Below are 26,612 nucleotides of genomic sequence, written 5' to 3'. Positions count from 1 at the left end.
ATCCGAAAACCCGACTTATCATTTTGTAATAGCAATTATATTTGCCGTTTCGTGCAAAACTGCAACACACCCGACGAATATGAACAAGTTCGCATTTTGAGTAGCAATGAGTCGCTGACTGCGGAGCGGCGATTGCGTACGCTGGATAAGTTCGCAGGAGTTGCATGGTGCCCTAAGCGCATCGGCATCCAAGGGTCGCATCGTGGTCAAAGCGCCGCAACGCGACCGAAGCAATGTTTTTCCGGCTGGTTCAGGGCACCGGCCGATTACTGGGGGTTCAGATGGCCAATACGGGCGGCACCATCCTTTCGGGCGCTTCTGGGGAGCTCTCTCCCTGCGCCACCGGCGCACCCGCGCCCTTCTCCTCAGCTCGGCGCTGGTTCCGGCACTCGCCGTGGGCGCACTCCTGGTGCCGACCACGGCTGAAGCGGCTTGCAACAACGCGATCAACCTGTTCGGCAATGCCACGCTGAACTGCAACTCGGCCAACGGCGTCGGCGTCATCGGCACCGCCGGCAACAACCTCACGGTCAACCTGACCAACGGCGCGAACGTCGGCGGCTTTGGCATTGTCGGTACGGCCGACAACAACATCATCGTCAATACCTCGGGGACGACGACCTCCGCCGGCTTGCTGAACGGCATGTCGTACACCGCTACGAACGGTGACGTGACCATCACGAATTTCTCGAGCACGACTTCGGGCGGCGTGAACGGCCTCGTCATCGTCGCCGACGACGAGATCGACCTCACCGGCTTCAAGGGCAACGCAAGCGGCCTGCTGGGCAATGGCATCTCCGCTACGGCAGGCGGCGACATCACCGCGGACAACTTCACTGCCCCGGCCTCGGGTTCCGCCCCCTATATCTCCGGCGGCATCAACGGCATGAAGCTTGAGAGCGATCTCGGCGACATCAGCGTCAAGAATTTCGCCAGCTCGGCCCAGGGCGGCGTCACGGGCATCAATGTCTCCACCAAGGTCGGCAACATCAACCTGTCCGGCTTCACCGGCACTTCGACCGGCCTGCTGTACGACGGCATCCAGGCGCAGACGAAGAGCGGCAACATCACCGCCAACAATTTCGGCGCCAACGCCCAGGTGACCGGCCTCGTGAACGGCCTCGACCTGTCGGCCAGCGTCGTCGGCAATATCAAGGTGAACAATTTCCAGGGCACCGCGACGGGCACGCTGGGCGCGGGCATCCTGGCCCAGACCGCCCAGGGCGACATCGAAGTCAAGAACTTCTCCGGCTCGGCGACCGGCGGCGTCGCCGGCCTCGCCCTCACCACCGACAACGGCGACCTCACCGTCACCAACTTCTCCGGCACGGCGAAGGGCACCCTGCCGCTGGTGAGCTCCGGCCTCTACGGCTCCGCCGACGAGGTCATCACCGTTTCCACCACCGGCAACGCCAACCTTTCCGGCGCCCTTGCCGGCCTCAACCTGGTGCAGGGCGGCGATGACGTGAACGTCACGCTCGGCGGCGCCACGCAGGCCACCGGCGGCCCCCTCGGCTTCGGCGTCCTTATCAACAGTGACTCCGCTGCCACCGGCAACGTCGACGTGAACACCGCCGGCGGCACCACCGTGTCGGGCGGCCTCGCCGGCATCGCGATCAACAAGACCAGCGCCGGCGGCAACGTCACGGTCAACACCAACGGCATCGTCAGCAGCGCCTCCGGCGTCGGCATCGGCGTCAAGTCCGTCATCGACCAGACCACCACCACCAGCATCACCTCCGCGGGCACCACCAGCGGCGGCCTGGGCGGCATCTTCGCGTCCACCGAGAGCGTCTTCGGCAACGCCACCAGCACCATCGACACCTACGGCCCGGTGAGCGGCGGCGCGGGCGTCGCCATCACCGGCCTCGCCACGGCGCAGGGCGGCGGCAAGAATGCCACCAGCACGGTCGAGCAGTACGGCGTCATCAACAACTCGGCGGCCGGTATCCTTGCGTCGGCCGATGCCAGCAATATCGCGACCACCAGCGTGAAGGTGGACAACACCATCGACGTCACCGGCTTCGGCGTGACGGCGCTCGCGTCCGGCAAGACCGGTTCGGTGAAGGTGGAGACCACCACCGCCGGCGTCATCAACGCGGGTACCTTCGGCATCCTTGCCGGCGCGTCCGGCGATGACTTCACCGTCGATGTGACCACCAACGCCGGCATCACCGCCGGCTCCCAGGGCATCATTGCCGGCCTCGCCGGAGACCGCGGCAAGGTCACCGTCGTCACCAACGACTTCATCAACGCCGGCTCCCAGGGCATCGCCGCCGGTATCCTCGGCGACAAGGGCACGCTCGACGTGACCACCAACGCCAAGATCACGGCCGGCTCCCAGGGCATCGTGGCCGGCATCGTCGGCGATGGCGGCACCGTGACGGTGACCAACAAGGCCGAGATCGACGCGGGCGGCTCGGGCATCATCGCCTTCAACACCGGTGGCGACACCACGGTGAACGTCGATCAGAAGATCTCGGCCGACGGCCTGTTCGGCGCGGCTGCCTTCGCCGGCGGCACCGGCAGCGCCGTGCTGAACGTCAATGCCGTGATCGACCCCCCGATCATCGGCGGCGCGGCCGTGACCTTCGGCTCCGGCCTTGCCCAGGCCAATGTGAACGCCAACGTTCAGGCCCTCGGGATCGGCATCCTGGCCGGCAATCTCGGCACCGGCGCGGTGGACGTGAACATCAATGCCGGTGGGACCATCCAGTCCGACGGCATCGGTGTCGCCACCTTCAAGGTCGGAGATTCCGGCGCCACCACCATTGACGTGGACGCGGCCATCGGCGGCCTCTCTGGCACTGCGACCGGCGGCGACGGCATCGCGGCGAGCGCCATCGGGACCTCGGCGTCGTCCGTCACCCCGATCACCATCACCACCACTGCCAACGGCACCATCAATGCCGGCGACGATGGCATCTCGGTCTTCCACCTGAGCGGCGGCAACGTCGATATCACCACCAACGCGGCGATCACTGCCGGTGACGAAGGCATCCAGGTCCTCAGCGGCACCTTCTCCACCAGCAACGTGACGGTGACCAACAACGCCGCCATCGATGCCACCGACAACGGCATCTTCATCCTGAAGGGCGGCAACGGCGACGTGGCGGTGAACGCCAACGCCAACATCACCAGCGCCTTCGGCAACGGCATCGAAGCCAACGCCCTCTTCGGCGACGGCAACGTGACGGTGGCGCAGGCCGCCTCCACCACCATCACCGCTGACGACATTGGCATCATCGCCTCCAAGTCGTTCGGCGACGGCAACGTGAGCGTGACCACTGGCGAGAGCAGCGCCATCAAGGCCGGCCTCGGCGGCATCGTGGCCCTGAAGGTGTTCGGCGACAGCGCCACCGTGGGCGGCGACGCCGTGACGGTGACGACCGGCAAGAACAGCTCGATCCTGACCGCGGGCGTCGGCATCACCGCCGGCCAGGCCTTCGGCGACGGCAACGTGGTCGTCACCACCGGCGAAGGCTCGACCATCGGCTCGAACCCCTTCGTCGACACCACCGCACCGGTGTTCGCCGGCATCGTCGCCGGCAAGGCCTTCGGCGACGGCAACCTCTCCGTCACCACCGGCCTCAACAGCATCATCTTCGCCCAGACCAACGGCATCACCTCGGCCCACCTGTTCGGCACCGGCGACAACAGCGTCACCACCGGCGAGAACTCCGCCATCCTGGCCGGCAATGACGGCATCAACGTCACCTCGCTGTTCACCACGGGGGCGACCAACGTCACCACCGGCACCAACAGCCTGGTCCAGGCCCTTGATGACGGCATCGTCGCGAACAAGTTCGGTGGGTCGGGCGATCTGACTGTCACCATCGGCGCCACCAGCGCCGTGGTGGCTGTCGACGACGGCATCCGGGTGTCCAACCGCTCCTTCGGGGCCGGCGATATCTACGTCAACGTGCTCGGCGGAACCTCGATCCAGCCGACCGTGATCTCCGCTGGCGACGACGCGATCCACGCCCACGGCTGGGACAACGTCAACGTCACCACCGGCTCCTATGTCCAGATCATCGGCGACGCCGACCAGAACGGCGCCGGCAACGCGATCCGCATCTCGGACGCCGACATCGCCACGATCAGCATCGGCGAGAACAACATCGTGTCCGGCTCCGGCAAGAGCTGGTCCAACGCGGTGATCTCGGTGCGCAGCGACGATGCCACCAACATCACCGTGGGGGCGAACAGCACCGTCGCCTCCTGGTCCTTCTTCAACGGCGACCTCATCACCGCCGCCAGCGACATCGTCATCGACACCGACGTCGGCGCCACCACCATCAACAACTACGGCACCATCATCGGTCGCGTCGGCCTCACCGGCAACGACGACATTTTCAACAACTTCAGCTCCAACACCTGGGTCACCGTCGGCAACAACTACTTCGGCGGCGGCAACGACACGGTCAACAATCCGGGCCGGATCGTCACCGCGCTCCAGGGCGCCGTGGCTGAGACCACCTCCTTCTACAGCCTCGAGACCTTCAACAACGGCGATGCCGCCTATGTGGGCGCCGGCCTGCTCGACCTTCGGGACGAAGCCCCCGGCCAGATCGCCTGGAACGGCGCCCGCGACGTGACCTACGTGAGCGGCGTGTTCAACGGCGTCGGCAACAGCGCGGTGGGCCTCGACACCTTCGTCGGTGCCGCCGGCTCCACCTCGGACATCCTGCAGGTGGGCGGCCGCGACGTGAACGGGAACGACATCGTCGGCCTCGTCACCCCCGGCCAGACCCAGCTGGTGATCCACGACGTGAACACCGGTGCCGGCGCGTGGAACCTCGCGGGCATCAAGGTGGTGGACGTGGTCGACCCGACCGGCGTCACCTACGGCAAGAACACCCCCGGCGAGACCGCGAGCTTCGTGATCTCCTCGGCCTCGACCAACTACAGCTCCAAGTTCGGCGGCGTGATCGACAAGGGCCTGTTCTTCTACGACCTCGTGGCCATCGGCAACGACCAGTACCTCGTCGGCCTGCCCGACCAGGAAGTGTTCGAACTGCCGAAGCTGGTCACCGGCGCCCAGGCCATCTGGCAGGAGACCACCGGCGTGTGGCTCGACCGCCAGGCCGACCTGCGCACCTACCTGCAGGGCACGACCACGACCCTCGTCACGAAGGAAGGCATCAAGACCGTCAACGGTGCGCCGGCCTCCGTCACCCCCGGTGTCTGGGGCAAGGTGATCGGCAGCTGGGGCTCGCGTGACGCCTCCGACAACTACGCCGCCTACGGCCGCGCCTACGGCTTCGACACTGGCTACAACCAGAACATCTACGGGTTCATGGCCGGCGCCGACTTCGGCAAGGAAGGCGTGTTCAACTCGAACGACGCGGTGGTGTTCGGTGTCCTCGGCGGCTACGTGGCCTCCGACCTCAACTTCTCGGGCTCGCCCTCCACGGCGAACTACACGGGCGGCACGGTCGGCGTCTACGCCACCTACCTCAACAACAACTGGTTCCTCGACGCCCTGTTCAAGGCCGACTTCCTGTCCATGGACTACCAGGCTCCCACCCTCGTCGGGGCGGGCTACTTCGGGCAGTCCCCGGATGCCAAGAACTACGGCTTCGTGGTCGATACCGGCTACCGCTTCTACAAGTGGGGCACCTCGGGCTTCGTGGATGGCCTGGCCACCCTCAGCTACGTGAACACCAACATTTCGAACCTCAGCATCGTGCCCGGCACGCTGGTGGACTTCGGAAACAACGACAGCCTGCGGGGTGCCATCGGCGCCCGGGTCGGGGCCACCGCCTACGACGCGGCCACCTACCGGATCGAGGCCAGCCTCACCGGTCGCCTGTGGTACGAGTTCCTCGGCGACAACGCGGTCACGATCTACAACCCCGGCGTCCCCTTCACCACGGTGGACAGCTTCAACGGGTTGTTCGGCGAGGTTGGCTTGGGCCTGAACTACTTCGCCAAGGACAGCGGCTGGAACGGCTTCACCAACGCCGACATCAAGTTCGGCGAGAGCTATGTCGCCGGCAGCGCGAAGGGTGGCGTTCGCTACCAGTGGTGAGATCGCCCATCCGGGTCGAAATGAGGCGGCGTGCTCCGGCACGCCGCCTTTCCCACCTCAAGGGCAGGCCGATCGGTCCTCTCGCAGGCTGATCGGAGACGGCCCGTCTTCACGAGAACCGCGATCCACTTCGCCTGAGTGCGAGATGTCGGAGACGTCCGTGACCGCTTCCAGATCCTTTTCCCTTCGCATCGGCGCGGTGCTTGGCGCCGGCGCCGCCGTGATGCTGGCCGCCACCTGGCTGGTGGCCATCTCCGCTGCCGAGGCGCAGCAGCAACAGCAGCAGCGCACGGCCCAGCCGGCGGCGCCCGCCGCCCCGACCGGGCCGGTGAAGACTGAGACCCAGCGCTTCGACAGTTGGATCCTGACCTGCCAGGAGTTGCCCCCGGCGGCCGGCGCCAAGACCGCCAAGAAGACCTGCTGGGCCACCATGCGCGTCACCGACGCCAAGACCAACCGCGCCGTGCTGGTGCTCAAGGTCGGCCGCGACGGCAAGGATGTGCCGACCCTCGCCATCACCACCCCTACCGGCGTGCTCGTGCGCGAGGGCGTGGACTTCACACTCGGGCAGAACGTGCGGCGCCTCGCCTTCCAGACTTGCGCCCAGGCTGAGTGCGAGGCTTCCATTTCCTACGATCAGGCCTTCGCCAACGACCTCTCCGCCGCCAAGGAGGCGACCGTCAGCTTCTACCTGATCGACGGTCGCCAGGTGAGCGTGAAGGTGGCCATCGCCGGCATCGACAAGGTCCTGGCCGCCCTCAAGAAGGCCTGAGCCTGCCGGCGCATCCCGCCGCGGACAGCCTGCAATCCGACGCCGCCGGACGCTCCCCAGCGTCCGGCGGCGTCATGTTTGGCGGGCAGACACGGACAGGCGAAAGCCCGCCGGTTTGCATCGGCGGGTGTTTTGCTGAGATCAGCTTTCAGTGGATCCGGATGGTCTCGAAGGGGAACCCCGCCCGGCGGTCGCCTCGCCGATCCACCCGTCCACGAGCCGCGCCGGGGCCACCTCAGCCTCGGTGTCTTGCAGGGTGTGCCCCTCCCGCAGGACGATGACGGGGCGAAGCGTCTCCTCGACCAGTCCGGCGCGCTTCTCCCGGGCGCTTCTCTTGCAGAGTCGCATCGTCCGCCCCGTCGTCAGCACACCGGTTCGGCCATATGCTCGGCGGTGGCGACGATCTGCTGGGTAGCCTCAGCGCAGATGCAGGCGGGCCCATCGCGCCAGGACCCGCAGCCGCGCCTTGAGCTCGGCGAGGCGCAGCCAGCTCACCACGGAGGCGCGCACGGCGCCCGCGGTCGTGATCAGCCAGGCCATGGGCCGCAAGGTCATGAGCTGCGCCTTCCCGGCGCTGAAGATGCGCTCGATGAGGACGAAGCTCACCAGATTGGCGAGGAGGAAGGCCAACACGCCCACCTTCCCGTGGCCGTTGGCGATGCCGATCAGCGCCAGAAACTTCAGCGGCTCCACCACGATATAGGGCACGCCGATGAGCACCAGCACCAGATAGGGCGAGCGCCGGGCGACCCATCCCTCGAACGCCTGCATGAGACGCAGTTCGGCGATGCGGCGGATGAGCGGGCGGTAAAGCGGCCGCACCAGCTCGTCGAGCAGGATGACCACGCCGCACACCACTCGGAAGGCAAACCGCAGCGCGGTGACGACCGGGTTTTTGGAGCTGCGGCGGGCGGGCGGGGCGATCTGCGTCATGCGCGGCGCACGATCAGGGCCAATTGCGGCCGACTTCGGGCCGTCGGGGCGTCAAGGGCGCGAATGCCCGCGGGGGAAAGGCCTGAAAGGCCGGCGAGGCGGCAGCCAACCGCCGCTCCGGCCGGGGCGGACTTCGGCTGCCGCGATGCGAGGGGCCTGTCATCGGGTCAGCTGACGGGAAGGATGCCCTACGCGCGCCCCATCTGGCGCCGCACCGGTGCTACAGAAGCCCCCGAAGCCGAGCGGGCGGCCAGCACCGCATCGGCGATCTCCTGGCCCCGGGTGGCGAGGACCGAGAGCAGGGTGTCGCTGAGGCCGTGGGTGCTCTCATTGGTGCCCTGGATGAACACCGAAGGTCGGAACCCCGGGGCGGTGGCAAGGCGATAGTCGCGCCCCACCGCGCCGACGGTGACATAAGGCTCCAGCCCGGCGAGCAGCGCCCGGCCGCTGTCGCGGGCATAGCCGGTGGCGAGCACGACGGCATCATAGACGGCCCGCCCCTCGGTCCCCTCCGGACCGATGGAGAGGTCCAGCACGATGCCCCCTTCCGCCTCCGCCACCCGCGTCACCTGGGTGAGGCGGCGGACCTGGTGGCGCTCCTCCCCGCTCACCTTCTGCTGGTAGAGCAGGCTGTAGATCCGGGCGATGAGGTCCGCGTCTACCACCGAGTAATTCGTGCTCTTGAAGCCGGCGATCAGCGCCCGCCGCCGGGGTTCGCTCTGGTGGAAGATGAAGTCGGTGAAATCCGGGTTGAAGATCTCGTTCACGAAGGGGGTGTCGTCGGAGGGGCGCAGGGCGTGGCCGCGCACGATCATGTCCACATGGCCATTGGGAAAGCGGGCGGACAGGTCGAGGAAGATTTCCGCCGCGCTCTGCGCCGCGCCCACCACCGCGATGCGCGGGGCGGGGTGCGTGTCGAACCCGAACGTGTCGATGTTCGAGAGGTATGCGGCCGAATGAAAGATGCGCGGCACGCTGCGGAACGGCGCGAACAGCTCCGGCACACGCGGGGTGCCCCCGGTGGCCAGCGCCACATTGCGCGCCCGCCGCACCTTCGAGCGTCCGTCCACCCCTCGCGAGACCACCCGCACCACGTCCACCGTTCCGCCGGACACCTCCGGCTCCAGCGCCACCACCTCCTCGCCATAGCTCACGCAAGCGTCGAAGCGGCGCGCCGCCCAGCGCAGATAGTCGTTGAATTCCAGGCGACTGGGGAAGAACGTCTTCTGGTTGATGAAGTCCATCAGCCGGCCCTTCTCGTGCAGATAGGCGAGAAAGGTGAAGGGGCTGGAGGGATCGCGCGGCAGGGCCAGATCCTTCAGGAAGGAGATCTGCATGTCGCTGCCCGGCAGCAGCATGCCGCCATGCCAGACAAAGCTCTGCTGCTTCTCGATAAAATGGGTCGAGACCCCGACATCTCCCATTCCGGCCAGCGCAATGGCGATGGCAAGGTTGGACGGGCCGAAGCCCACGCCGATGAGGTCGTGGATCCCGTCCTCGCCTTCGGATTTCGGCTCAGCAGGGCGACGGGTGGCGGGCAATGGGCGGCTCTCGCTATAGGTCATGGTGCGTTTCCTGATGCGAAATGCGAATTCAAGAACGGGTCCCGACGCCGCGACGACGACGAGCTTAAGGACCTGTCAGGCCTCGGCAAAAACGCGCGGCGGCGGCGCCTTCCCGGCCAGCGCCGCAACCGGCAGGCCGCCATCGGGCACGAACAGGCGATCGCCGAAGAAGCGCTCGCGCAGCAGCATCACCAGAGCGGCCCGCTTGTGCGGGAAATCGAACGTGCTCACCCGCGCAAACCCCGAGCGCTCCAGGTTGCGTAACTGCTGGTGATGGTCGGAGCGCGGCTCGCCGACGATGCGCTGGGTGCGCGGATCATCGAGGAAAATGAAGTGCATGAGGGAGGGCAGCCAGGTCGCCACATAGGCCCGCCCCCGGAAGGCGTCCTCGCCCACCAGCACGTGCCAGCCGCGATCATGATCGCCGGCATCGTAGAAGGGGGCGATGCGGTTTTCCTTGGCCCAATAGACCTCAAAATAGGCGAACGGCACGCCATCCACCGTCCCCATGAGCGGCAGCATGTGGGGGTCGGCCGCAAGCCCCTCGAGATAGGCACGGTGCTTGGCAAGGTCGCCGGCCTCGTCCCAGATCTCGGCGACGCGGGGATCGTTCATCCAGCGGCTGAAGCGCGCAAGGTCGGTGGCCACGTCCACCGTCCGCAGCTCGAAGCGCGCGCCGAGCCAGGGAATAAAGCGCGTGTAGACAATGCCTTCCGGCTTCGGCGGCCGCACCGGGTGGCGTCGGCCCTGGGTGAGGGCGAAGCGCTGCGCGAACGGCGGGCGCGCCTGCGGCAGCCACAGCTCGGCCTGCTGCCACAGCGCCTCCGGGAACACATCGAGCACCGCGCCGCCCCCGGCCGCGAGCCCTTCGGCGAGAAGGCGCGACCTGAGCGCCGCCGCAAGCGCGCTCCTGTCCGCTTCCAGCCCGGAAACGGGCAGCGGCACCGGCGCGGGCCACAGGGCGGTCGCCTGCTCCAGCGCGCGCAGCAGCAGGCTGAAGGCCGTTGCGCCATCCGCCGCGCGAACATCCGACAGCACAACGCCGCCCGTCGCCGCGTCGGGTGCCAGGGCAAGGCGCGAGCCGTCCTCGCACCGGGCCACGATGCCCTCGCCCTCGCGATGCTCGACGACGATCTCTCTAGCGGCCATGGCTCCTGTCCCTCCGGTCGGCGAACGGGTTTCAGGAGCTAAGACGAATGCGCCGGGCGCCGATTTAGGAACATCTCGCAACTTGTCCGGCGCGGCGGCGGCGGGCGGCCCGGCACCCCTAAATTTCTGCGCCGCTTGAGCGTCTTCAGCTTCAGGCCCGGCCGCGTCCGGGCTCCAGACCTTACGTTTGGAGGGCGATTCACCGCGCAAATTGATTCAATTTGCCGGGCTCGCGCTCCAAAGCCATCGAGGGAGCCGAACACACATGGGCCCGTCACCCGCGCCCGTCGCCGCGGACGCTGCCAACGCCGCATCGCGGCCCCCGCAGGAGAGCGGCTTCTCGCTTCTGGGCTTCGTGTTCGGGCAGAACCCGGTGGAATTCTCCACCGCCGTGGCCACCAGCCTGCTGAGCGGCGTCGCCGCTGTCGCCCTGATCATCCTCATCAACATGGCGCTGGCCTCCGACGGGTCGGACCTTGCGACACAGGGCCTCGTCTTCGCGGCGGTCGCGGTGGTGACGGTGGCGCTGCAGACGGCGTCCGGCATCCTGTTCGGCCGGCTCGGGCAAGAGGTGCTGGCCCGCCTGCGTAGCCGCATCGCCGAGCGGGTGGAAGCCGCGCCCCTGCGCGCGGTGGAGCAGGTGGGGCCGGCGCGGTTGCAGGCCCTCATCACCGACGATGTGTTCACCCTCGCCACCGTGGTGGTGCGGCTGCCGGTGCTGTTCACCAATGCCGTCGCCATCTCCGGCTGCCTCTTCTATCTCGCCTGGCTGTCCCTGCCGCTGTTTGTTGGCGCGGCGGGGATGATGGCGCTGGGAGTCGCCGGCTACATGCTGGTGGCGAGGCGGGCGCGGCATCATCTGGAACATGCGGGCGGGCGGCAGGATACGCTGTTTGCCCACCTCTCGGCCCTCGTCCTCGGCACCAAGGAGCTGAAGCTCAACCGCGCCAAGGCCGAGGATTTCCGCACCCGCCATCTGGGCGCCGCCATCGAGACCGTGCGGCGCGCTCGCACCCACGGCATCACCCTGCTGGCGCTCGGCTCCGCCTGGGGCAGCCTGATCGTGTTCGGCTTCATCGGCCTCGTGCTGTTCGTGTTCACCGGCGGCGGCACGGTGGCCACCGGCTATGCGGTGGTGCTGCTGTTCCTCATCGGGCCGCTCGCCGCCGTGATGGAGGACCTGCCCCGGCTGGCGGTCGCCCGCGTCGCCGGCCAGCGCCTTGCCGAAACCGAGGCGGCCCTTGCCACCCGCGACACGGAGCCGGCCCCGCCCGCGCCGTTCGAGAGCCTCGCCTTCGAGGCCGTCACCCATGCCTATTGGGACGAGCGGACGGCGGAGATGTTCCGCCTCGGCCCCGTGGACATCGCCTTCGCACCGGGGGAAATCGTGTTCCTGGTGGGCGGCAACGGCTCCGGCAAGACCACCCTCGCCAAGCTCGTCACCGGCCTTTATGCGCCGGAGAGCGGCACGGTGCGGCTCAATGGCGCCATCGTGGACGACACCAGCCGGAGCACGCAGCGCGCCCTGTTCTCAGCCGTGTTCGGCGACTTCCACCTGTTCGAGAGCCTGGTCGGCCTGTCAGGCGCGCCGGACCTCGACGCCCGCGCCAACCGGCTGATCTCGCGGCTCGCCCTGACCCACAAGGTGAGCGTGGATGATGGGCACTTCTCCACCCGCGATCTCTCCACCGGCCAGCGCAAGCGCCTCGCCCTCGTCGCCGCCGTGCTGGAGGACCGCCCCTTCCTGGTGTTCGACGAATGGGCGGCGGACCAGGACCCTGCCTTCAAGGGCGTGTTCTACCGCGAGCTGCTGCCGGAGCTGAAGGCGCTGGGCAAGAGCGTGCTCGTGATCTCCCACGACGACCGCTATTTCGATTGCGGCGACCGCATCGTGCACATGGAGAACGGGCAGATCACCGGCGATGCGCGCACCGGCGCCGACGATGATGCGCGGCGCGAGGACCCTAAATTTCCCGAGCCCTCGTTCGTCTTCCAGTCGACCCCCATTTGAGGCCCCCACTTACGGCCCGGCGCACCTACCCATCGGCAGGGCGCCGGCCATGATCCGCCCGGACGGGTGCGAAGGTTGCCATGGCATTCGATGACGAGAACGCGGTGTTCCGAGTGGTCCGCAACGACGAAGACATGTACTCCATCTGGCCGCTGCACCGGCCCGTGCCCGCCGGCTGGAGTGACGCCGGCTTCACCGGCACCAAGGCCGCCTGCCTCGCGCACGTGGAGCAGATCTGGACCGACATGCGCCCCCTGAGCCTGCGCCGGGCGATGGACGGCGAGAAGGCCGCAGACGCGGACGGCAGCGGAGCCGCCCGGTGAATCGCCTGCCGCAGCCACCCATGCTCCTCGCCTCCGCCGTCCCGTCCGCCGACATGGCGACCCACCTTGCCGATCTGGCGGCCCGCCAGGGCGAGGCGCTGGCGCTGCACCTGCTGGACGATCCGCGCGACGGCGAGCGCACCGTGAGCTACGCCGCCCTCGACGCGCGGGCGCGGGCCTTCGCCGCGCGGCTGGCAGACCACGCGGAGCCCGGTGCGCGGGTGCTGCTGTTGCTCGAAACCGGCCTTGATTATGTGGGCGCCTTCTTCGGTTGTCTTTATGCCGGGCTGATCGCCGTTCCCGCCTTCCCGCCCGAGGCCAACCGGCCCCAGCACCAGGCCCGCCTTGCCGCCATGGCGCGCGATTGCGGCGCCGCCATCGCACTCGTCCATGCCAGCGACCGCGCGGCGGCGGAGAGCCTTCTCGCCGCCCAGACGGGCACGGCGGTGCTGAGCGTGGAGGAGGTGGCGGATAGCGACGGAGACGGCTTCGCCCTGCGCCGGCCCAGCCCGTCCGATATTGCCTTCCTGCAATACACTTCCGGCTCCACCTCCACCCCCAAGGGCGTGATGGTGAGCCACGGCAACCTCATCGCCAACGAAATCGCCATCCGCGCCGGCTTCTCGATCCAGCCAGACAAGACCATCCTGAGCTGGCTGCCGCTCTATCACGACATGGGCCTGATCGGCGGGCTGCTGCAGCCGCTGTTCAATGGCGCCGCCTGCATTCTCATGTCGCCGAGCCATTTCCTCGCCCGGCCGGTGCGTTGGCTGGAGGCCCTGTCGCGCTTCCGCTCGGAGGTCAGCGGCGGGCCGGACTTCGCCTATCGCATGTGCGTCGAGCGCATCGATCCGGCGCAGGTGCAGGGGCTCGATCTCTCGTCCTGGAAGGTCGCCTATTCCGGCTCCGAGCCGGTGCGCGCCTCCACCATGGAAGCCTTCGCCGCTCGCTTCGCTCCGCTGGGCTTCGACGCCCGGGCGGTGCATCCCTGCTACGGCCTTGCCGAGGCGACCTTGTTCGTCACCGCCCAGCGGCGGGGCGAGGGCCTGAAGGCACCCGGGTTCGACGCCGCGCGGCTGGCCGAGGGCGAAGCGCAGCCGGGCCAAGACCCTGAAGCGGTGCGCGTGGTCGCCTGCGGCGCGCCGGCGGACGACCACGGCGTGCGCATCCTCGATCCCGCCACCGGCGCGCCGGTGCCCGAGGGCCGGGTGGGCGAGGTGGTGGCCTTCGGCCCCAGCATCGCCCAAGGCTACTGGAACAACCCCGCCGCCACCGCAGCCACCTTCCCCGAAATCGACGGCGTGCGCATGCTGCGCACCGGCGACCTCGGCTTCCTCACCGGCGGACAGCTTTATCTGGCGGGCCGGGCCAAGGACCTCATCATCATCCGCGGCCAGAACCTTTACCCCCACGACATCGAGGAGGTGATCGAGCGGGAGGTGGATCTGGTGCGGCAGGGCCGCATCGCCGCCTTCCCCGTGGCCTGCGACGATGGCGAGGGCATCGGCGTCGCTGTGGAAATCTCCCGCCGCACCCGCAAGACCGTGTCGGCGCGAAGCATCGCGGCGCTGGTGTCGGAGGTGGTGGGCGACGCCTTCCTCGAACCAGCGCGGGTCGTCGTCCTGCTGGAGCCCGGCGCGCTGCCGCGTACCTCCAGCGGCAAGCTGCAGCGTAGCACCGTGGCGCGGGGCTATCAGGATGGCACCCTCGACGCCTTCGCCATCCTGCGCGACGGCGTGCTGGAGGACCGGACCGGCGAAATCGCTCCCATGACGCCAGTCGCGCCCGCCCTCAGCGCCATGGCGGACAAGCTTGCCGCCATCTGGTCGGAGGTGCTGGGTCGGCAGGACCTCACAACCGACAGCCATTTCTTTGCCCTCGGCGGCAATTCGGTGGAGGCCATGCGGGTGCGCGCGCGCCTCGCCGCGCTCGGGCTGGATGTGCCCGTGGCGGAGCTGTTCCGCCATCCCACCCTCGGCCGCCTAGCCGCCGCTTTGGAGCAGATCGGGGCGGCTAAACCCGATTTCGTTGCACCCGTGACCACCCCGGATGGCCCGGCGCCGCTGCCGCCTGCGCAGCGACGCATGTGGTTCCTCTGCGAGGTCGCCGCTGGTGCGGCCAGCCGGGCCGCCTATCACGTGGCCGGCGGCATCCGCTTTCAGGCTCCGGTCGACCGTGACGCACTCGCCGCCGCGCTTCAGGACCTGGTGGCCCGCCACGGGGCGCTGCGCACACGCTTCCTGCGCATGGAGGACGGCGATGCGGTGCAGGAGGAATTGGCTGCCGCCGATTTGCCCCTCGCCACCGCCGACCTTGGCGACGACACGGACGGCGCCCATTATGCCGCCCTCGCCAAGACCCATGCGGAAGCACCGTTCGACCTCGGCGCCGCGCCCCTTGCCCGCGCCCTGCTGGTGCGTCGTCCGGACGGGCGGGATGAACTGCTCGTCACCCTCCATCACCTGATCTGCGACGGCTGGTCCCTCGCCCTTCTCAGCGAGGAACTCGCCGCCGCCTACACCGCGCGCGCCGCCGGATCCGCACCCGCGCTGCCGCCGGCGGGATCCTACCTCGCCTATGCCCACCAGCAGGCTACGGAGGCCCCGGACCAAGCCGGCCTTGCCTTCTGGTGCGACCGCCTCACCAATGCCCCCGCCCTCACCACCCTGCCCGCCGACCACCCCCGACCGGCCGAGGCGAGTCATCGCGGCGGGCGGCTCGACATCACCTTCGACCCGGCTCTGACGGCCGACCTGCGCGCGCTCGCGGCAGCCGCCGACGCCACACTGCCCATGGCGCTCCTCGCCCTGTTCAACGTGCTGCTGCATCGCCTTTCGGGCGCCGACGACCTCACCGTGGGCCTCGCCTTCGCCAACCGCGCGGCCGCCGACAGCCACGTCACCATGGGCCTGTTCGTGAATACCCTGCCGCTCCGCCTTGAGGTGGACGGCGCTGCGGCATTCGCCGAGGTGTTGCGCCGTGTCCGCGACGGGGTGATGGAGGCGCAAACGCACCAGCACGTGCCGCTGGATCGGGTGCTCGACGCCCTCGGCACCGCGCGCAGCCTCAGCCGCCATCCATTGTTCCAGACCCTCTACACCCACCTGCCGCGCCGGGCCCGGGCAGGAGTGGACACCTTCACCCGAGACAGCGGCGGCCAGCAGTTCGACCTGGCGCTGGAGACTGCCGAGACCGCAGATGGCGGCCTCGTGCTGGCCTTCGGCTATGCGCTGGACCTGTTCGAGCCGGCCACCGTGGCCCGCTTCGCCGACGCCTTCGCCACCCTCGCCCGAGCCACGGTCGCGGCGCCCGATACCCGGCTCGACCTCCTCGCGCTGGTGGACGAGGCGGCACTCGCCGCCCGCGCCGCCCCCTGGCCGGACGACAGCGCCCTGCCCGACCTGCCGGTGCCGGACCTCATCGCCCTGCAGGCGCGGCTTCGGCCCGACGCTCCGGCGGTGATTTTCGGCGAACAGGTCACATCCTTCGCCGCGCTGGAGGGTGAGGCCAACCGCCTCGCTCATGTGCTCGTCGCCCATGGGGTGGGGCCGGAAGCGCGGGTGGGCGTGGGCCTGCCGCGCGGGCCGGGCCTCATCGCCGCCCTGCTCGCGGTGTGGAAGGCCGGCGGCGCCTTCGTGCCGTTCGATCCCGACCATCCGGCCGAGCGCATCGCCCACATCCTCGCCGATGCCGGCACCACGCTGGTGCTGGCGCGGGAGGGCGTCACGCCAGGGGTGCCCGTTCTCGACCCGGACCAGATCGACTTGTCGTCCCAGCCGGCGACCCCGGTGAGCCGGACGGCGCATTCCGAGCAGCTCGCCTACCTGGTCTACACCTCCGGCTCCACCGGCCGCCCCAAGGGGGTGATGGTGGCCCACGGCGCGCTCGCCATGCACTGCCGCGCCACCGGCGCGCTCTACGAGACCTCCGAGCGCACGCGGGAATTCCACTTTCTCTCCATGAGCTTCGATGGCGCCCACGAGCGCTGGATGGTGCCGCTCATCCACGGCGGCGCCATCATCCTCACCGACCGTACCCCCTGGGCCACGGCCGACACGCTGGACACCCTCGCCCGCCACCGCGCCACCCACGGCGGCTTCCCTCCGGCCTATCTCGATGCGCTGGCCGACACCGCGCAGGCGCGCGGCGAAGCCCCTCGCGTGGACATCCTGTCCTTCGGCGGCGAGGCCATGCCGGCGGAGAGCTTCGCGCGCGTCGCCAGCGCGCTGAAGCCCCGGCTGCTCATCAACGGCTACGGCCCCACCGAGGCGGTGATCTCGCCCCTCGCCTGGAAGGTGCCGGCGACAACCCACCTCGACACCCCCCACGCCCCCATTGGCCGCGCCGTGGGCGCGCGGCGGGCCTATGTGCTGGATGGCGCCCTCAATGCCTTGCCCGTGGGCGTGCCCGGCGAGCTTTACGTGGCCGGGGAAGGCCTGGCGCGCGGATACCAGGCCATGCCCGGCGCCACCGCCGAGCGCTTCCTGCCCGATCCCTTCGGGCCGCCGGGCGGGCGCATGTATCGCACCGGCGACCGCGCCCGCTGGCGCGCCGACGGCACGGTGGAGTATCTCGGCCGCACCGACCGGCAGATCAAGCTGCGGGGCTTCCGCATCGAGCCCGGCGAGGTGGAGGCCGCGCTGCGGGCGCTGCCCGGCGTTAGCGCCGCCGCAGTTGCCCTGAAGACCGTGGGCGCTTCGGCCCAGCTCGTGGGTTATGTGGTGGTGGCGGCGGATGCAGCTCCCGATGCCGCAGCGCTGCGCGAGGCCTTGCCCTCCACGTTGCGCGAGGCCTTGGGCCGTCGCCTGCCCGATCACATGGTGCCCGCCCGCCTCGTGGTGCTTCAGGCCTTGCCACTGACCCCCAACGGCAAGGTGGACTACGCCGCCCTGCCCGTTCCCGAGCGCCCCGCCCCGACGACCGAGAGCCGCCCGCCGCAGACGGAAGAAGAACAGATGCTCGCCCGCATCTGGGCGGAAGTGCTGCGCCTGCCGGACGGTCCCAACCTCGACGCTAATTTCTTCGAGCTGGGCGGGGATTCCATCCTGAGCCTGCAGATCGTCGCCCGCGCCCGCCGCGCCGGGCTGGTACTGTCCGCCCGCGACCTGTTCGAGCACCAGACCATCGCCCGCCTCGCCGGTGCCGCCCGGCGGGAGGAGACGCCGGCGGCACCCGAAGCCCCGCATGGCGCCCTGCCCCTCACCCCGCTCCAGCGCGCCTTCCTCGACAGCGGCGCGCCGCGCCTCCAGCACTTCAATCAGTCGCTGGTTCTCTCCCCCACCCGCCCGCTGGATGCCAGCCATCTCGCGGCCGCCGTCGACCATGTGACCCGCCAGCACGGCGCCCTCCACCTGCGCTTCACGCGGGGAGCGGACAACTGGCGGCAGGAGGAGGCTGATGCCGCCACGACACCGCCCCTCGCTGTGGTCGCGGCGGCGGACCGGGAGGCCGCAGGCGCCCTCTTCGCCTCCCTCGAAAGCGCGCTTGACCTCGCCGCAGGCCCGCTCTTCCGTGCGATGTTGGCAAACCTCGACGATGGCACGCAACGGCTGTTCCTCACGGCCCATCACCTGGTGGTGGACGCGGTGTCCTGGCGCATCCTGCTGGACGAGATCGAGAGCGCCTATCTCGACCTGGAACAGGGCCGCCCCGTCGCCGCGCCGGCCCCCGGCACGCCCTTCGCCGCCCGCACCATGCACCTGCCTGCGGCGACAGTCCCGGTACCCGCCATCCCCCTGCCCTGCGACCATCCGGAGGGCGCGAACACGTTCGGCCACCGCCGCGTGACCCGCCTCGCCCTCCATGCCCCGCAGGTGGAAGCGCTGCGTCAGGTGGCGCTCGCCCACCATGCCCGGCTCGATGACCTCTTGCTCGCCGCTGTGGTGCGGGCCACAGGGCGCCTGTGCGGCATGCCCCAGCTTACTGTGGGCATCGAAGGGCACGGGCGGGACCTAGTTCCGGGCGCCGATTTCAGCCGCACGGCGGGCTGGTTCACCACCCTCGCGCCGGCGGCGGTGCCGCTGGAGGACGACCTGCGCCGCGCCCTCCTCGCCACCAAGGAGGCCGCCCGCCGGGCGGTCCCGGACGCACAAGCCCCGGCCCCGGCACTCATTTTCAACCATCTCGGACGGGTGGATGCGGGCCGCGCCGGCGCCCTGTTCACCCTCGACGCCATGGACCTCTCGGCCGATCCGGACCTGCCCCTCGGCGCAGAGCTGATCGTGGACGCCAGCGAGAGCGAGGCTGGCGCCGAACTGCGCCTCACCACCTCTGCCGCGCGCTGGGAGGATGCGACCCTCGCCCGCCTCAGCGAGGCCATCGCCGCCGACCTTGCCCGCCTTGCAGCGCTCGACAGCGACGGCGCCTCGCCCTCCGACTTCCCCCTTGCCGGCCTTTCCCAGCCGGCGCTGGACCGTCTCGCCCTGCCCTGGCGCGAGATCGAGGACCTATACCCGTTGACGCCGACCCAGCAGGGCATCCTCTTCCATGTGCTGGAGGGGTCCGGGGATGGCGCATATGTGAACCAGCTCCGCGTCACCATCACCGGGCTGGACGCCGAGCGCTTCGCCGCCGCCTGGGTGCGGGCGGTGGCGCGCCACGCCATCCTGCGCAGTGCCTTCCTGTGGACCGCCGACCTCGGCGCGCCCTTGCAGGCGGTGCGGCGGCATGTGCCTTTCGCCGTGGACCGGCACGCACCCATCGACCCAGCGGACCCGTCCGCCCTCGACGCCATCGCGCAGGACGACCGCGCGCGCGGCTTCGCGCTGGATGCGGCGCCGCTCATGCGCATCCGCCTCGTGCCGCTCGGGGCCGACGGGCATCATTTCATCTGGACCGCCCATCACCTGCTGCTGGACGGCTGGAGTTCCGCCCGCCTCATGGCGGAAGTGCTGGCCGACTATGCGGGCGCCGCCGTGCCCCCGCCCCCGGCACGGTTCCGCGATCATGTGGCGGCCCTCGCCGCCCCGCGCGCCGATGGCGAGGCCTTCTGGCGTCCGCGGCTGGCCCGGCTCGAAGAGCCATCCCTGCTTGCCAGCGCAACCAGGGCTCCTTCCGTTCACCGGCACCTCACCGTGCCACTGGCGGCGGAGCGCTGGGATCGCCTGAGCGCGGCCGCGAAGTTTGAGCGGGTGACCCTCGCCAGCCTGTTCCAGGCGGCCTGGGCGCTGGCGCTGAAGCACATGACCGGGCGGGCCGCCGTGGCATTCGGCACTACGGTCTCCGGCCGGCCGGACGACGACCCGCGCATGGAGAGCGTGCTCGGCCTGTTCATCGCCACCGTGCCGACGATCCTCACCGTGCCAGGGTCCGGGCGGGTGGCGGATTTCGTGCGCGCGGTTCAGGCGGAAAGCGTGGCGACCACCGCCCAAGCGGACACCCCGCTGGTGGACATCCTGCGCTGGGCCGGACGCAGTGGGCAGGCGCTGTTCGACAGCCTGCTGGTGTTCGAAAACTATCCCATGGAAGCCGGCCTGAAGGCGCGCGTGGTGGAGGGACTCGCCTTCGGCCCGGTGATCTCGCAGGAGGCCACCAACTTCCCCCTCACCCTCAGCGTCATCACCGACGCCGAGCCTCGCCTCGCCTGGAGCTACGACGCCGCGCGCTATTCCCCCGCCGCGGTGGAGCAGATCGCCGAGCGCCTGCTGCTGGCCCTCGACCTCCTGTCGGGAAACCCCGAGGCGGACCTTTCCGTCCTCTCCCTCGCCCTGCCGCAGGAGATCGCCGCCGTTCGTGCACACGGCATTGCCGCCACGCACGTCGCGGACTTCAGGCCGGTGCATGAACGCATCGCCGCCCAGGCCCGCCTGCGGCCGGACGCCATCGCCGTCACCTGCGGCGCGGACGCATTGACCTACGCCGATCTCGACCGCCATGCGGAGCGCATCGCCCGCCGTCTTGCGGAGGCGGGCGTGGGGCCGGGCGACATCGTGGGCATCAGCGCCGAACGCTCGCCGGCGCTGATCGCCGGGCTCCTCGCCATCCTGAAGACCGGGGCCGCCTACCTGCCCCTCGATCCGATCTATCCTGAGGCGCGCCGCGCCTACATGATCGGTGATGCCGGGGTGCGCTGCATCCTCGCCGACACCGCCAATTCTGCCGATCTGCCGCAGACCGGGCTGCGACACATCCCCCTCGACCTTTATGGGGAGGCCGAGGAGGATGCGGCGGCGACACGCCTTTGGCCGTCGCCGCACCCGGACCAACCCGCCTATGTCATCTACACGTCCGGCTCCACCGGCGCGCCGAAGGGCGTGGTGGTGACCCATGGCAACGTGGCGCGCCTTTTCACCGCCACCGCGCCGTGGTTCGGCTTCGGGCCACACGACGTGTGGACCCTGTTCCACGCCTACGGCTTCGACTTCTCGGTGTGGGAGATCTTCGGCGCCCTCAGCTTTGGCGGGAGGCTGGTGGTGGTGCCCCACGAGGTGAGCCGCGCGCCGGAGGAGTTCCTGGACCTCGTGGTGCGCGAGCGCGTCACCGTGCTGAACCAGACCCCCTCCGCCTTCCGCCCCTTCCTGCAGGCGGCGCTGGCACGGGCCGAGACGCCGGACCTTGCCCTGCGCCACGTCATCTTCGGCGGCGAGGCGCTGGACGTGGGCGTGCTCGGCCCCTGGTACGCGCGCTTCGGCATCAAGGCCCGCCTGGTCAACATGTACGGCATCACCGAGACCACGGTGCATGTCACCTACCGCCCGCTCGGCCCAGGCGACGTTTTAGGCGCAAGCCGCAGCCCCATCGGCGGTCCCATCCCCGACCTCACGCTGCATCTCCTCGATGACATGCTGGACCCGGTGCCGGTCGACGTTCCGGGCGAGCTGTGCGTCGGCGGCGCGGGCCTTGCCGCGGGCTACCTGAAGCGGCCGGGCCTTACCGCTGCGCGCTTCGTGCCGGACCCCTATGGGCCGCCCGGCAGCCGGCTCTATCTCAGCGGCGACAAGGCGGTGCGACGGCCGGACGGAACCCTCGACTATCTCGGTCGCGGCGACGGGCAGGTGAAGATCCGCGGCTTCCGCATCGAGCTGGGCGAGATCGAGGCGCGCCTGCGCGACGATGCCACTGTTACCGACGCCGCCGTGGTGGTGCGGGAGCTTCCCGGCGGACCGACCCTGGTGGCCTATGTGGTGGCGACCGGCACGGTCGATCCGACCGCCGTCCGCGAGCGGCTTCAGGCGGGATTGCCGGACTATATGGTGCCGGCCCATGTGGTCGCCCTCGACGCGCTGCCCCTCACCGCCAACGGCAAGCTGGACCGCGCCGCCTTGCCCGAGCCGCGTGCCACCGCCACGTCCTCCGCGCCGCCGGAAGGAGCCGACGAGGAAGCCCTCGCCGCCATCTGGCGCGACGTGCTGGGCGCAGGCGCGATCGGCCGCGAGGACAATTTCTTCGCCCTCGGCGGCCATTCCCTGTCGGCAACGCAGGTCCGGCTCGAAATCCGCGAGCGGCTCGGCGTGGAGGTTCCGGTGCGCCGCCTGTTCGAATGCCAGACCCTGCGCAGCCTTGCCCAGGTGCTGGCCGAGATCCGCGCCACGGAGACGCGCGCCACCGGGGCCGCGCCCGGGCCGGCACTGGGCGCAGATGCGCTGGCGCAGATGGATGCGCTGCTCGGCGAACTGGAGGGATGAGCATGGCCCCGTCGCCGCACGACCTCGCCTGCCGCTTCGCCCAGCTGGCGCCAGAGAAGCGCCGCCACTTCCTGGACGCCCTCGCGGCGGCAGGGGTGGACTTCCGCCTGCTGCCCATCCCGACGGCGCCCCGGCCGAACCGGCGCGCGCCCTTGTCCTTCGCCCAGAATCGCATGTGGGTGGCGCAGCAGATGGGCGGCAATGGCGCCCTCAACACCATCGCCGGGGGCCTGCGCCTCCACGGCGCGCTTGATGGCGATGCTCTCGCCGCCGCCTTCGCCGACCTCTCGGCCCGCCACGAGGCCCTGCGCACCACCTTCGCCCTGACCCCGGAGGGGGTGCCCGAGCAGGTGATCCACGAGACGGCGTCAATCGATCTCGATCACGTGGACCTTTCCGGCGCCGCCGATCCGGACGGGCGGCTGAAGGCCCTGTCCGACGCCGATGCCGCGCGGCCGTTCGATCTTCTCGCCGGACCGCTCACCCGTGCCACGCACGTGCGCCTTGCGCCAGACGCCCATGTGCTGCTGCTGACCCAGCATCACATCGTCTCCGATGGAGCCTCCCTCTCCGTGCTGCTCCGGGACCTGATGGCGCTCTATGCCGCCCGGCGCGCCGGCACGTCCTCCCCGCTCACCCCTCCGGCGCTGCACTATGCCGACTACGCCATCTGGCAGCGCAACTGGCTCGAGGCGGGCGAGATGGCGCGGCAGATCGAGGGCTGGCGCACCCGCCTCGGCGACGGCGGCGCGCTCCTCGCCTTGCCCACGGACCGGCCACGCCCGGCCACCCAGAGCCATCGCGGCGGGCGCCACGCCATCACCCTGCCTCCAGAGCTGGCCGCGCGCCTGCGCGCCATGACGCAAGAGGCCGGCGCCAGCACCGCCATGGGGCTGATGGCTGTGCTGCTGGCTTTGCTGTTCCGCCTCACCGGCGAGCGCGACCTGCGCCTCGGCATCCCCGCCTCCAACCGCGACCGGCCGGAGACACAGGACCTCGTCGGCCTGCTGGTGAACACGCTGGTGATCCGCACCGAGTTCACCGGCGCCACCAGCTTCCGCGAACTGCTGGAAGCGGCGCGGGCCGCCCTGCTCGATGCCCAGACGCTTCAGGACGCGCCCTTCGAGGAGGTGGTGGAGGCGCTCCAGCCTGAGCGCAGCCTGGCCCGCAGCCCGCTGTTCCAGGTGATGCACAGCCATCTGGTGGACGAGCGCCCGGCCCGCATGGCCGGCCTCACCCTCTCCCCGGTGGCGCGCGACACCGGGGCCATCGCCTTCGACCTGGTGCTGGAGACCACCGAGCAGCCGGACGGCGCCATCATCGCCGCCTTCGGCTATGCCCGCGACCTGTTCCGGGCGGCGACCGTGGCGCGGATCGCGGAGCTTTTCTTAGCCCTCGCTGAGCGCTGCCTCACCCTGCCCGATGCTGCCATCGCCGACTTCCCGCTGGTGGACGAGGCGACCCTCGACCGGCTCTCCGCGCCATGGCCCGGCGACCTGCCCCTCGCCGATGGTCTGGTGCCCCATCTGATCGCCGAAGCGGCGCAGCGGCGGCCCGATGCCCCCGCCGTGATCTGCCGCGACGAAACCCTGTCATTCGCCGAACTGGAGCGAGCTGCGAACCGCATCGCCCATCATCTCCTGGGCCTCGGCGTCGGGGCGGAGACGCGGGTGGCGGTAGGCCTACGGCGTGGGCCGGGGGCGGTGGCAGCCTTCCTCGGGGTGCTGAAGGCGGGGGCGGCCTTCGTGCCGTTCGATCCCGACCACCCGGCCGAGCGCATCGCCGATGTCGTGACGGATTCCGGCGCCACTTTCGCCCTTGTGAACGCGGACGGGCCGGCGCTGCCGCAGGCCGTCACCGCCCTGGTGCCCGAGTGCCTCGACCTCGCCGCCCTTCCCGAGACCGCGCCGCAGGTGGTGATCCACCCCGAGCAACTGGCCTATGTCATCTACACCTCCGGCTCCACCGGGCGGCCCAAGGGCGTGGGCGTGCCCCACGGCGCCCTCGCCATGCATGTGCGCGCCACCGGGGCGCTCTATGGCACCGGCGAGGAGACGCGGGAGCTGCATTTCCTCTCCTTCGCCTTCGATGGCGCTCACGAGCGCTGGATGGTGCCTTTGGCCTTCGGCGGCGCCATCGTGCTGCGGGACCAGGGCCTGTGGAGCGCTGAGGAAACGCGGGACGCGCTGGCCCGCCACCGCGTCACTCACGCCGGCTTCCCGCCGGCCTATCTCACCCAGCTCGCCGAATGGGTGGAGAGCGCAGGGCATCCGCCGCCGGTGCAGGTATATTCCTTCGGCGGCGAGGCCATGCCCCGCGCCGGCTTCGAGGCGGTGAAGCGGGCGCTGCGGCCGCAGGTGCTCATCAACGGCTACGGCCCCACGGAGGCGGTGATCTCACCCATGGCCTGGCGGGTGCCGGCCTCCGAGAGCTTCGACGGGCCATATGCCCCCATCGGTCGCGCCGTGGGCCAGCGCCGCGCCTATGTGCTCGACGATGGCCTCCAGCCGGTGCCCATCGGTGTGGCGGGCGAGCTCTATCTCTCCGGGGAAGGGCTGGCGCGCGGTTATCTGGGCCGCCCCGGCGCCACCGCCGAGCGCTTCCTGCCGGACCCCTTCGGCCCCTGCGGCGGGCGCATGTACCGCACCGGCGACCGGGTGCAGTGGCTGGCTGACGGAACCGTGGAATATCTCGGCCGCGCCGACCAGCAGATCAAGCTGCGCGGCTTCCGCATCGAGCCCGGCGAGATCGAGGCCCAGTTGAGGCAGGAGGAGACGGTGCGTCAGGCGCTGGTGATGCTGCGCACCGATGGCACGGCCCCCCGGCTCGTCGCCTACGTCACGCCCGCCGAGGGCGCGGTGGCCGAGGAGGCAACCCTGCGGGCCGCCCTTCTGCGCCGCCTGCCGGACTATATGGTGCCCGGCCGCATCGTGGTTCTCGACGCCTTTCCGGTGACCCCCAACGGCAAGCTGGACCGCGCCGCTTTGCCCGCCCCGCCTGAAACGCAGGATCTCGTCACCCCGCCCGAGGGCGAGACGCAGCAGGCCATCGCCGCCATCTGGTGCGATGTGCTGGGGCGGGCCAGCGTGGGCGCCAACCAGAACTTCTTCGACCTCGGCGGCAATTCCCTCGCCGCGCTCCGGGTGCTGAACGCCCTCAGGACGCGCTTCCCGGACAAGACCATCGGCGTGCCCCTGCTGTTCAGCCATCAGGATGTGGCCAGCCTTGCCGCTGCCATCGACGCCGATGCGGTGGGCACGACCCAGGTGGTGCGGCTGAATCCGCGCGGCAGCCGGCCCAGGCTCTACTGCTTCCCCGGCCTGATGGTGAACACCCGCGAATATGCCCCGCTGGTGCGCCGTCTGGGACCGGACCAGCCGGTGACGGGCTTCGTGTGCTATTCCCTAACGGAGGAGCGCAAGAGCGTGGTGTCGGTAGAGGACATCGCCGCGCGCTACGCCGCCCACATCCGCGCCGAATGCGCCGGCGGCAGCGCCACGCTGCTCGGCTGGTCCTGGGGCGGGGTGCTGGCCTTCGAGGCCGCGCGGCTTCTGGCCGGCGAGGTGGACATCGGCTTCGTCGGCATGCTCGACGTATGCAATCTCGACGTGAACTTCGCCGTGGGCCGGCTCGCCGACATCGCCTCCGCCGATCGCGCCCGCCTTGCCGCGCAGGTGGCCGCGTGGCTCGACAGCGCCCCCATGCGGGCGGAGTGGGAGAACCTGTTCGCCCGCATGGACGACACCCTGTTCACCCAGTTCCTGCGCTATGTGGAGACCATCGGCGGCGACCTGCCGGCGGACGGGCCGGGCCTCGGCAGCCGCGAATACGAGCTCTTCACCTTCATCGACAACACCCTGCTCTACCGGCGCTATTCCATGGCGCCGTTCGATGTGCCGGTGCGGGTATGGTTGGCGGAACACTCGGTGGCGCGCGGGCTCGACCTCGTGGACTGGAGCCGCTATTCGCCCCGCGTGGACCAGGTGGAGGTGATCCCCGGCGTCACCCATCGCGAGATCGTGGACAGCGCGCGCTTCCATGACAGCTTCGCCCGCAGCCTCGCCAAGGCGTGGGACGCACCCAGCCGTGCGGCTTTGGCCGGGGCGGCGGAATGAGGGTCGTGCCCGCGATCCGGCAGGCCCTGAGCGGCCGAGCCGCAATCATGCCGTCATGCCCGGCCTTGTGCCGGGCATCCACGCCTG

The 26,612-nt window shown here is 70.0% G+C and carries 9 protein-coding genes; 6 read left to right on the top strand and 3 right to left on the bottom strand.

The genetic code is table 11. The features are described from left to right. Positions 1-394 precede the first annotated feature (394 nt). Positions 395-6,034: a hypothetical protein gene (locus tag V5F66_RS17160; protein ID WP_394094344.1), complete on the top strand. Its 5,640-nt coding sequence runs from the start codon at positions 395-397 to the stop codon at positions 6,032-6,034. 160 nt (positions 6,035-6,194) lie between these two features. Then, a complete protein-coding gene (locus V5F66_RS17155; protein WP_012114783.1) occupies positions 6,195-6,806 on the top strand; it encodes an invasion associated locus B family protein in 612 nt (203 codons plus the stop codon). Positions 6,807-7,223: 417 nt separating this feature from the next. Here V5F66_RS17155 and V5F66_RS17150 read toward each other — a convergent pair whose 3' ends face one another. From V5F66_RS17150 to V5F66_RS17140, 3 genes are all read right to left on the bottom strand, one after another. Then, complete coding sequence (locus V5F66_RS17150; RefSeq protein WP_012114782.1) at positions 7,224-7,739, bottom strand: hypothetical protein; 516 nt, start codon at positions 7,737-7,739, stop codon at positions 7,224-7,226. A gap of 188 nt (positions 7,740-7,927) precedes the next feature. Next, positions 7,928-9,304 carry a lysine N(6)-hydroxylase/L-ornithine N(5)-oxygenase family protein gene (locus V5F66_RS17145; RefSeq protein ID WP_394094343.1) on the bottom strand — a complete coding sequence of 459 codons (1,377 nt, stop codon included), beginning with the start codon at positions 9,302-9,304 and terminating at the stop codon, positions 7,928-7,930. A 75-nt stretch (positions 9,305-9,379) separates the two neighbouring features. Next, positions 9,380-10,453 (bottom strand): GNAT family N-acetyltransferase, encoded by a 1,074-nt coding sequence (locus tag V5F66_RS17140; RefSeq protein ID WP_394094342.1) that lies wholly within the window; start codon positions 10,451-10,453, stop codon positions 9,380-9,382. A 265-nt stretch (positions 10,454-10,718) separates the two neighbouring features. Between V5F66_RS17140 and V5F66_RS17135 the strand changes: the two genes are divergently transcribed. From V5F66_RS17135 to V5F66_RS17120, 4 genes are all read left to right on the top strand, one after another. After that, positions 10,719-12,464: a cyclic peptide export ABC transporter gene (locus V5F66_RS17135; RefSeq protein ID WP_394094341.1), complete on the top strand. Its 1,746-nt coding sequence runs from the start codon at positions 10,719-10,721 to the stop codon at positions 12,462-12,464. A gap of 80 nt (positions 12,465-12,544) precedes the next feature. Further along, complete coding sequence (locus V5F66_RS17130) at positions 12,545-12,787, top strand: MbtH family protein (protein ID WP_394094340.1); 243 nt, start codon at positions 12,545-12,547, stop codon at positions 12,785-12,787. Positions 12,788-12,807: 20 nt separating this feature from the next. Continuing rightward, positions 12,808-22,410 (top strand): amino acid adenylation domain-containing protein, encoded by a 9,603-nt coding sequence (locus V5F66_RS17125; RefSeq protein WP_394094339.1) that lies wholly within the window; start codon positions 12,808-12,810, stop codon positions 22,408-22,410. Positions 22,411-22,412: 2 nt separating this feature from the next. After that, a complete protein-coding gene (locus V5F66_RS17120; protein WP_394094338.1) occupies positions 22,413-26,525 on the top strand; it encodes an amino acid adenylation domain-containing protein in 4,113 nt (1,370 codons plus the stop codon). The last annotated feature ends 87 nt before the right edge of the window (positions 26,526-26,612 follow it).

It is taken from the genome of Xanthobacter versatilis (assembly GCF_043193975.1).
In the GTDB taxonomy this organism is placed as follows: domain Bacteria; phylum Pseudomonadota; class Alphaproteobacteria; order Rhizobiales; family Xanthobacteraceae; genus Xanthobacter; species Xanthobacter autotrophicus_E.
This window is presented reverse-complemented; position numbering and strand designations above follow the sequence as displayed.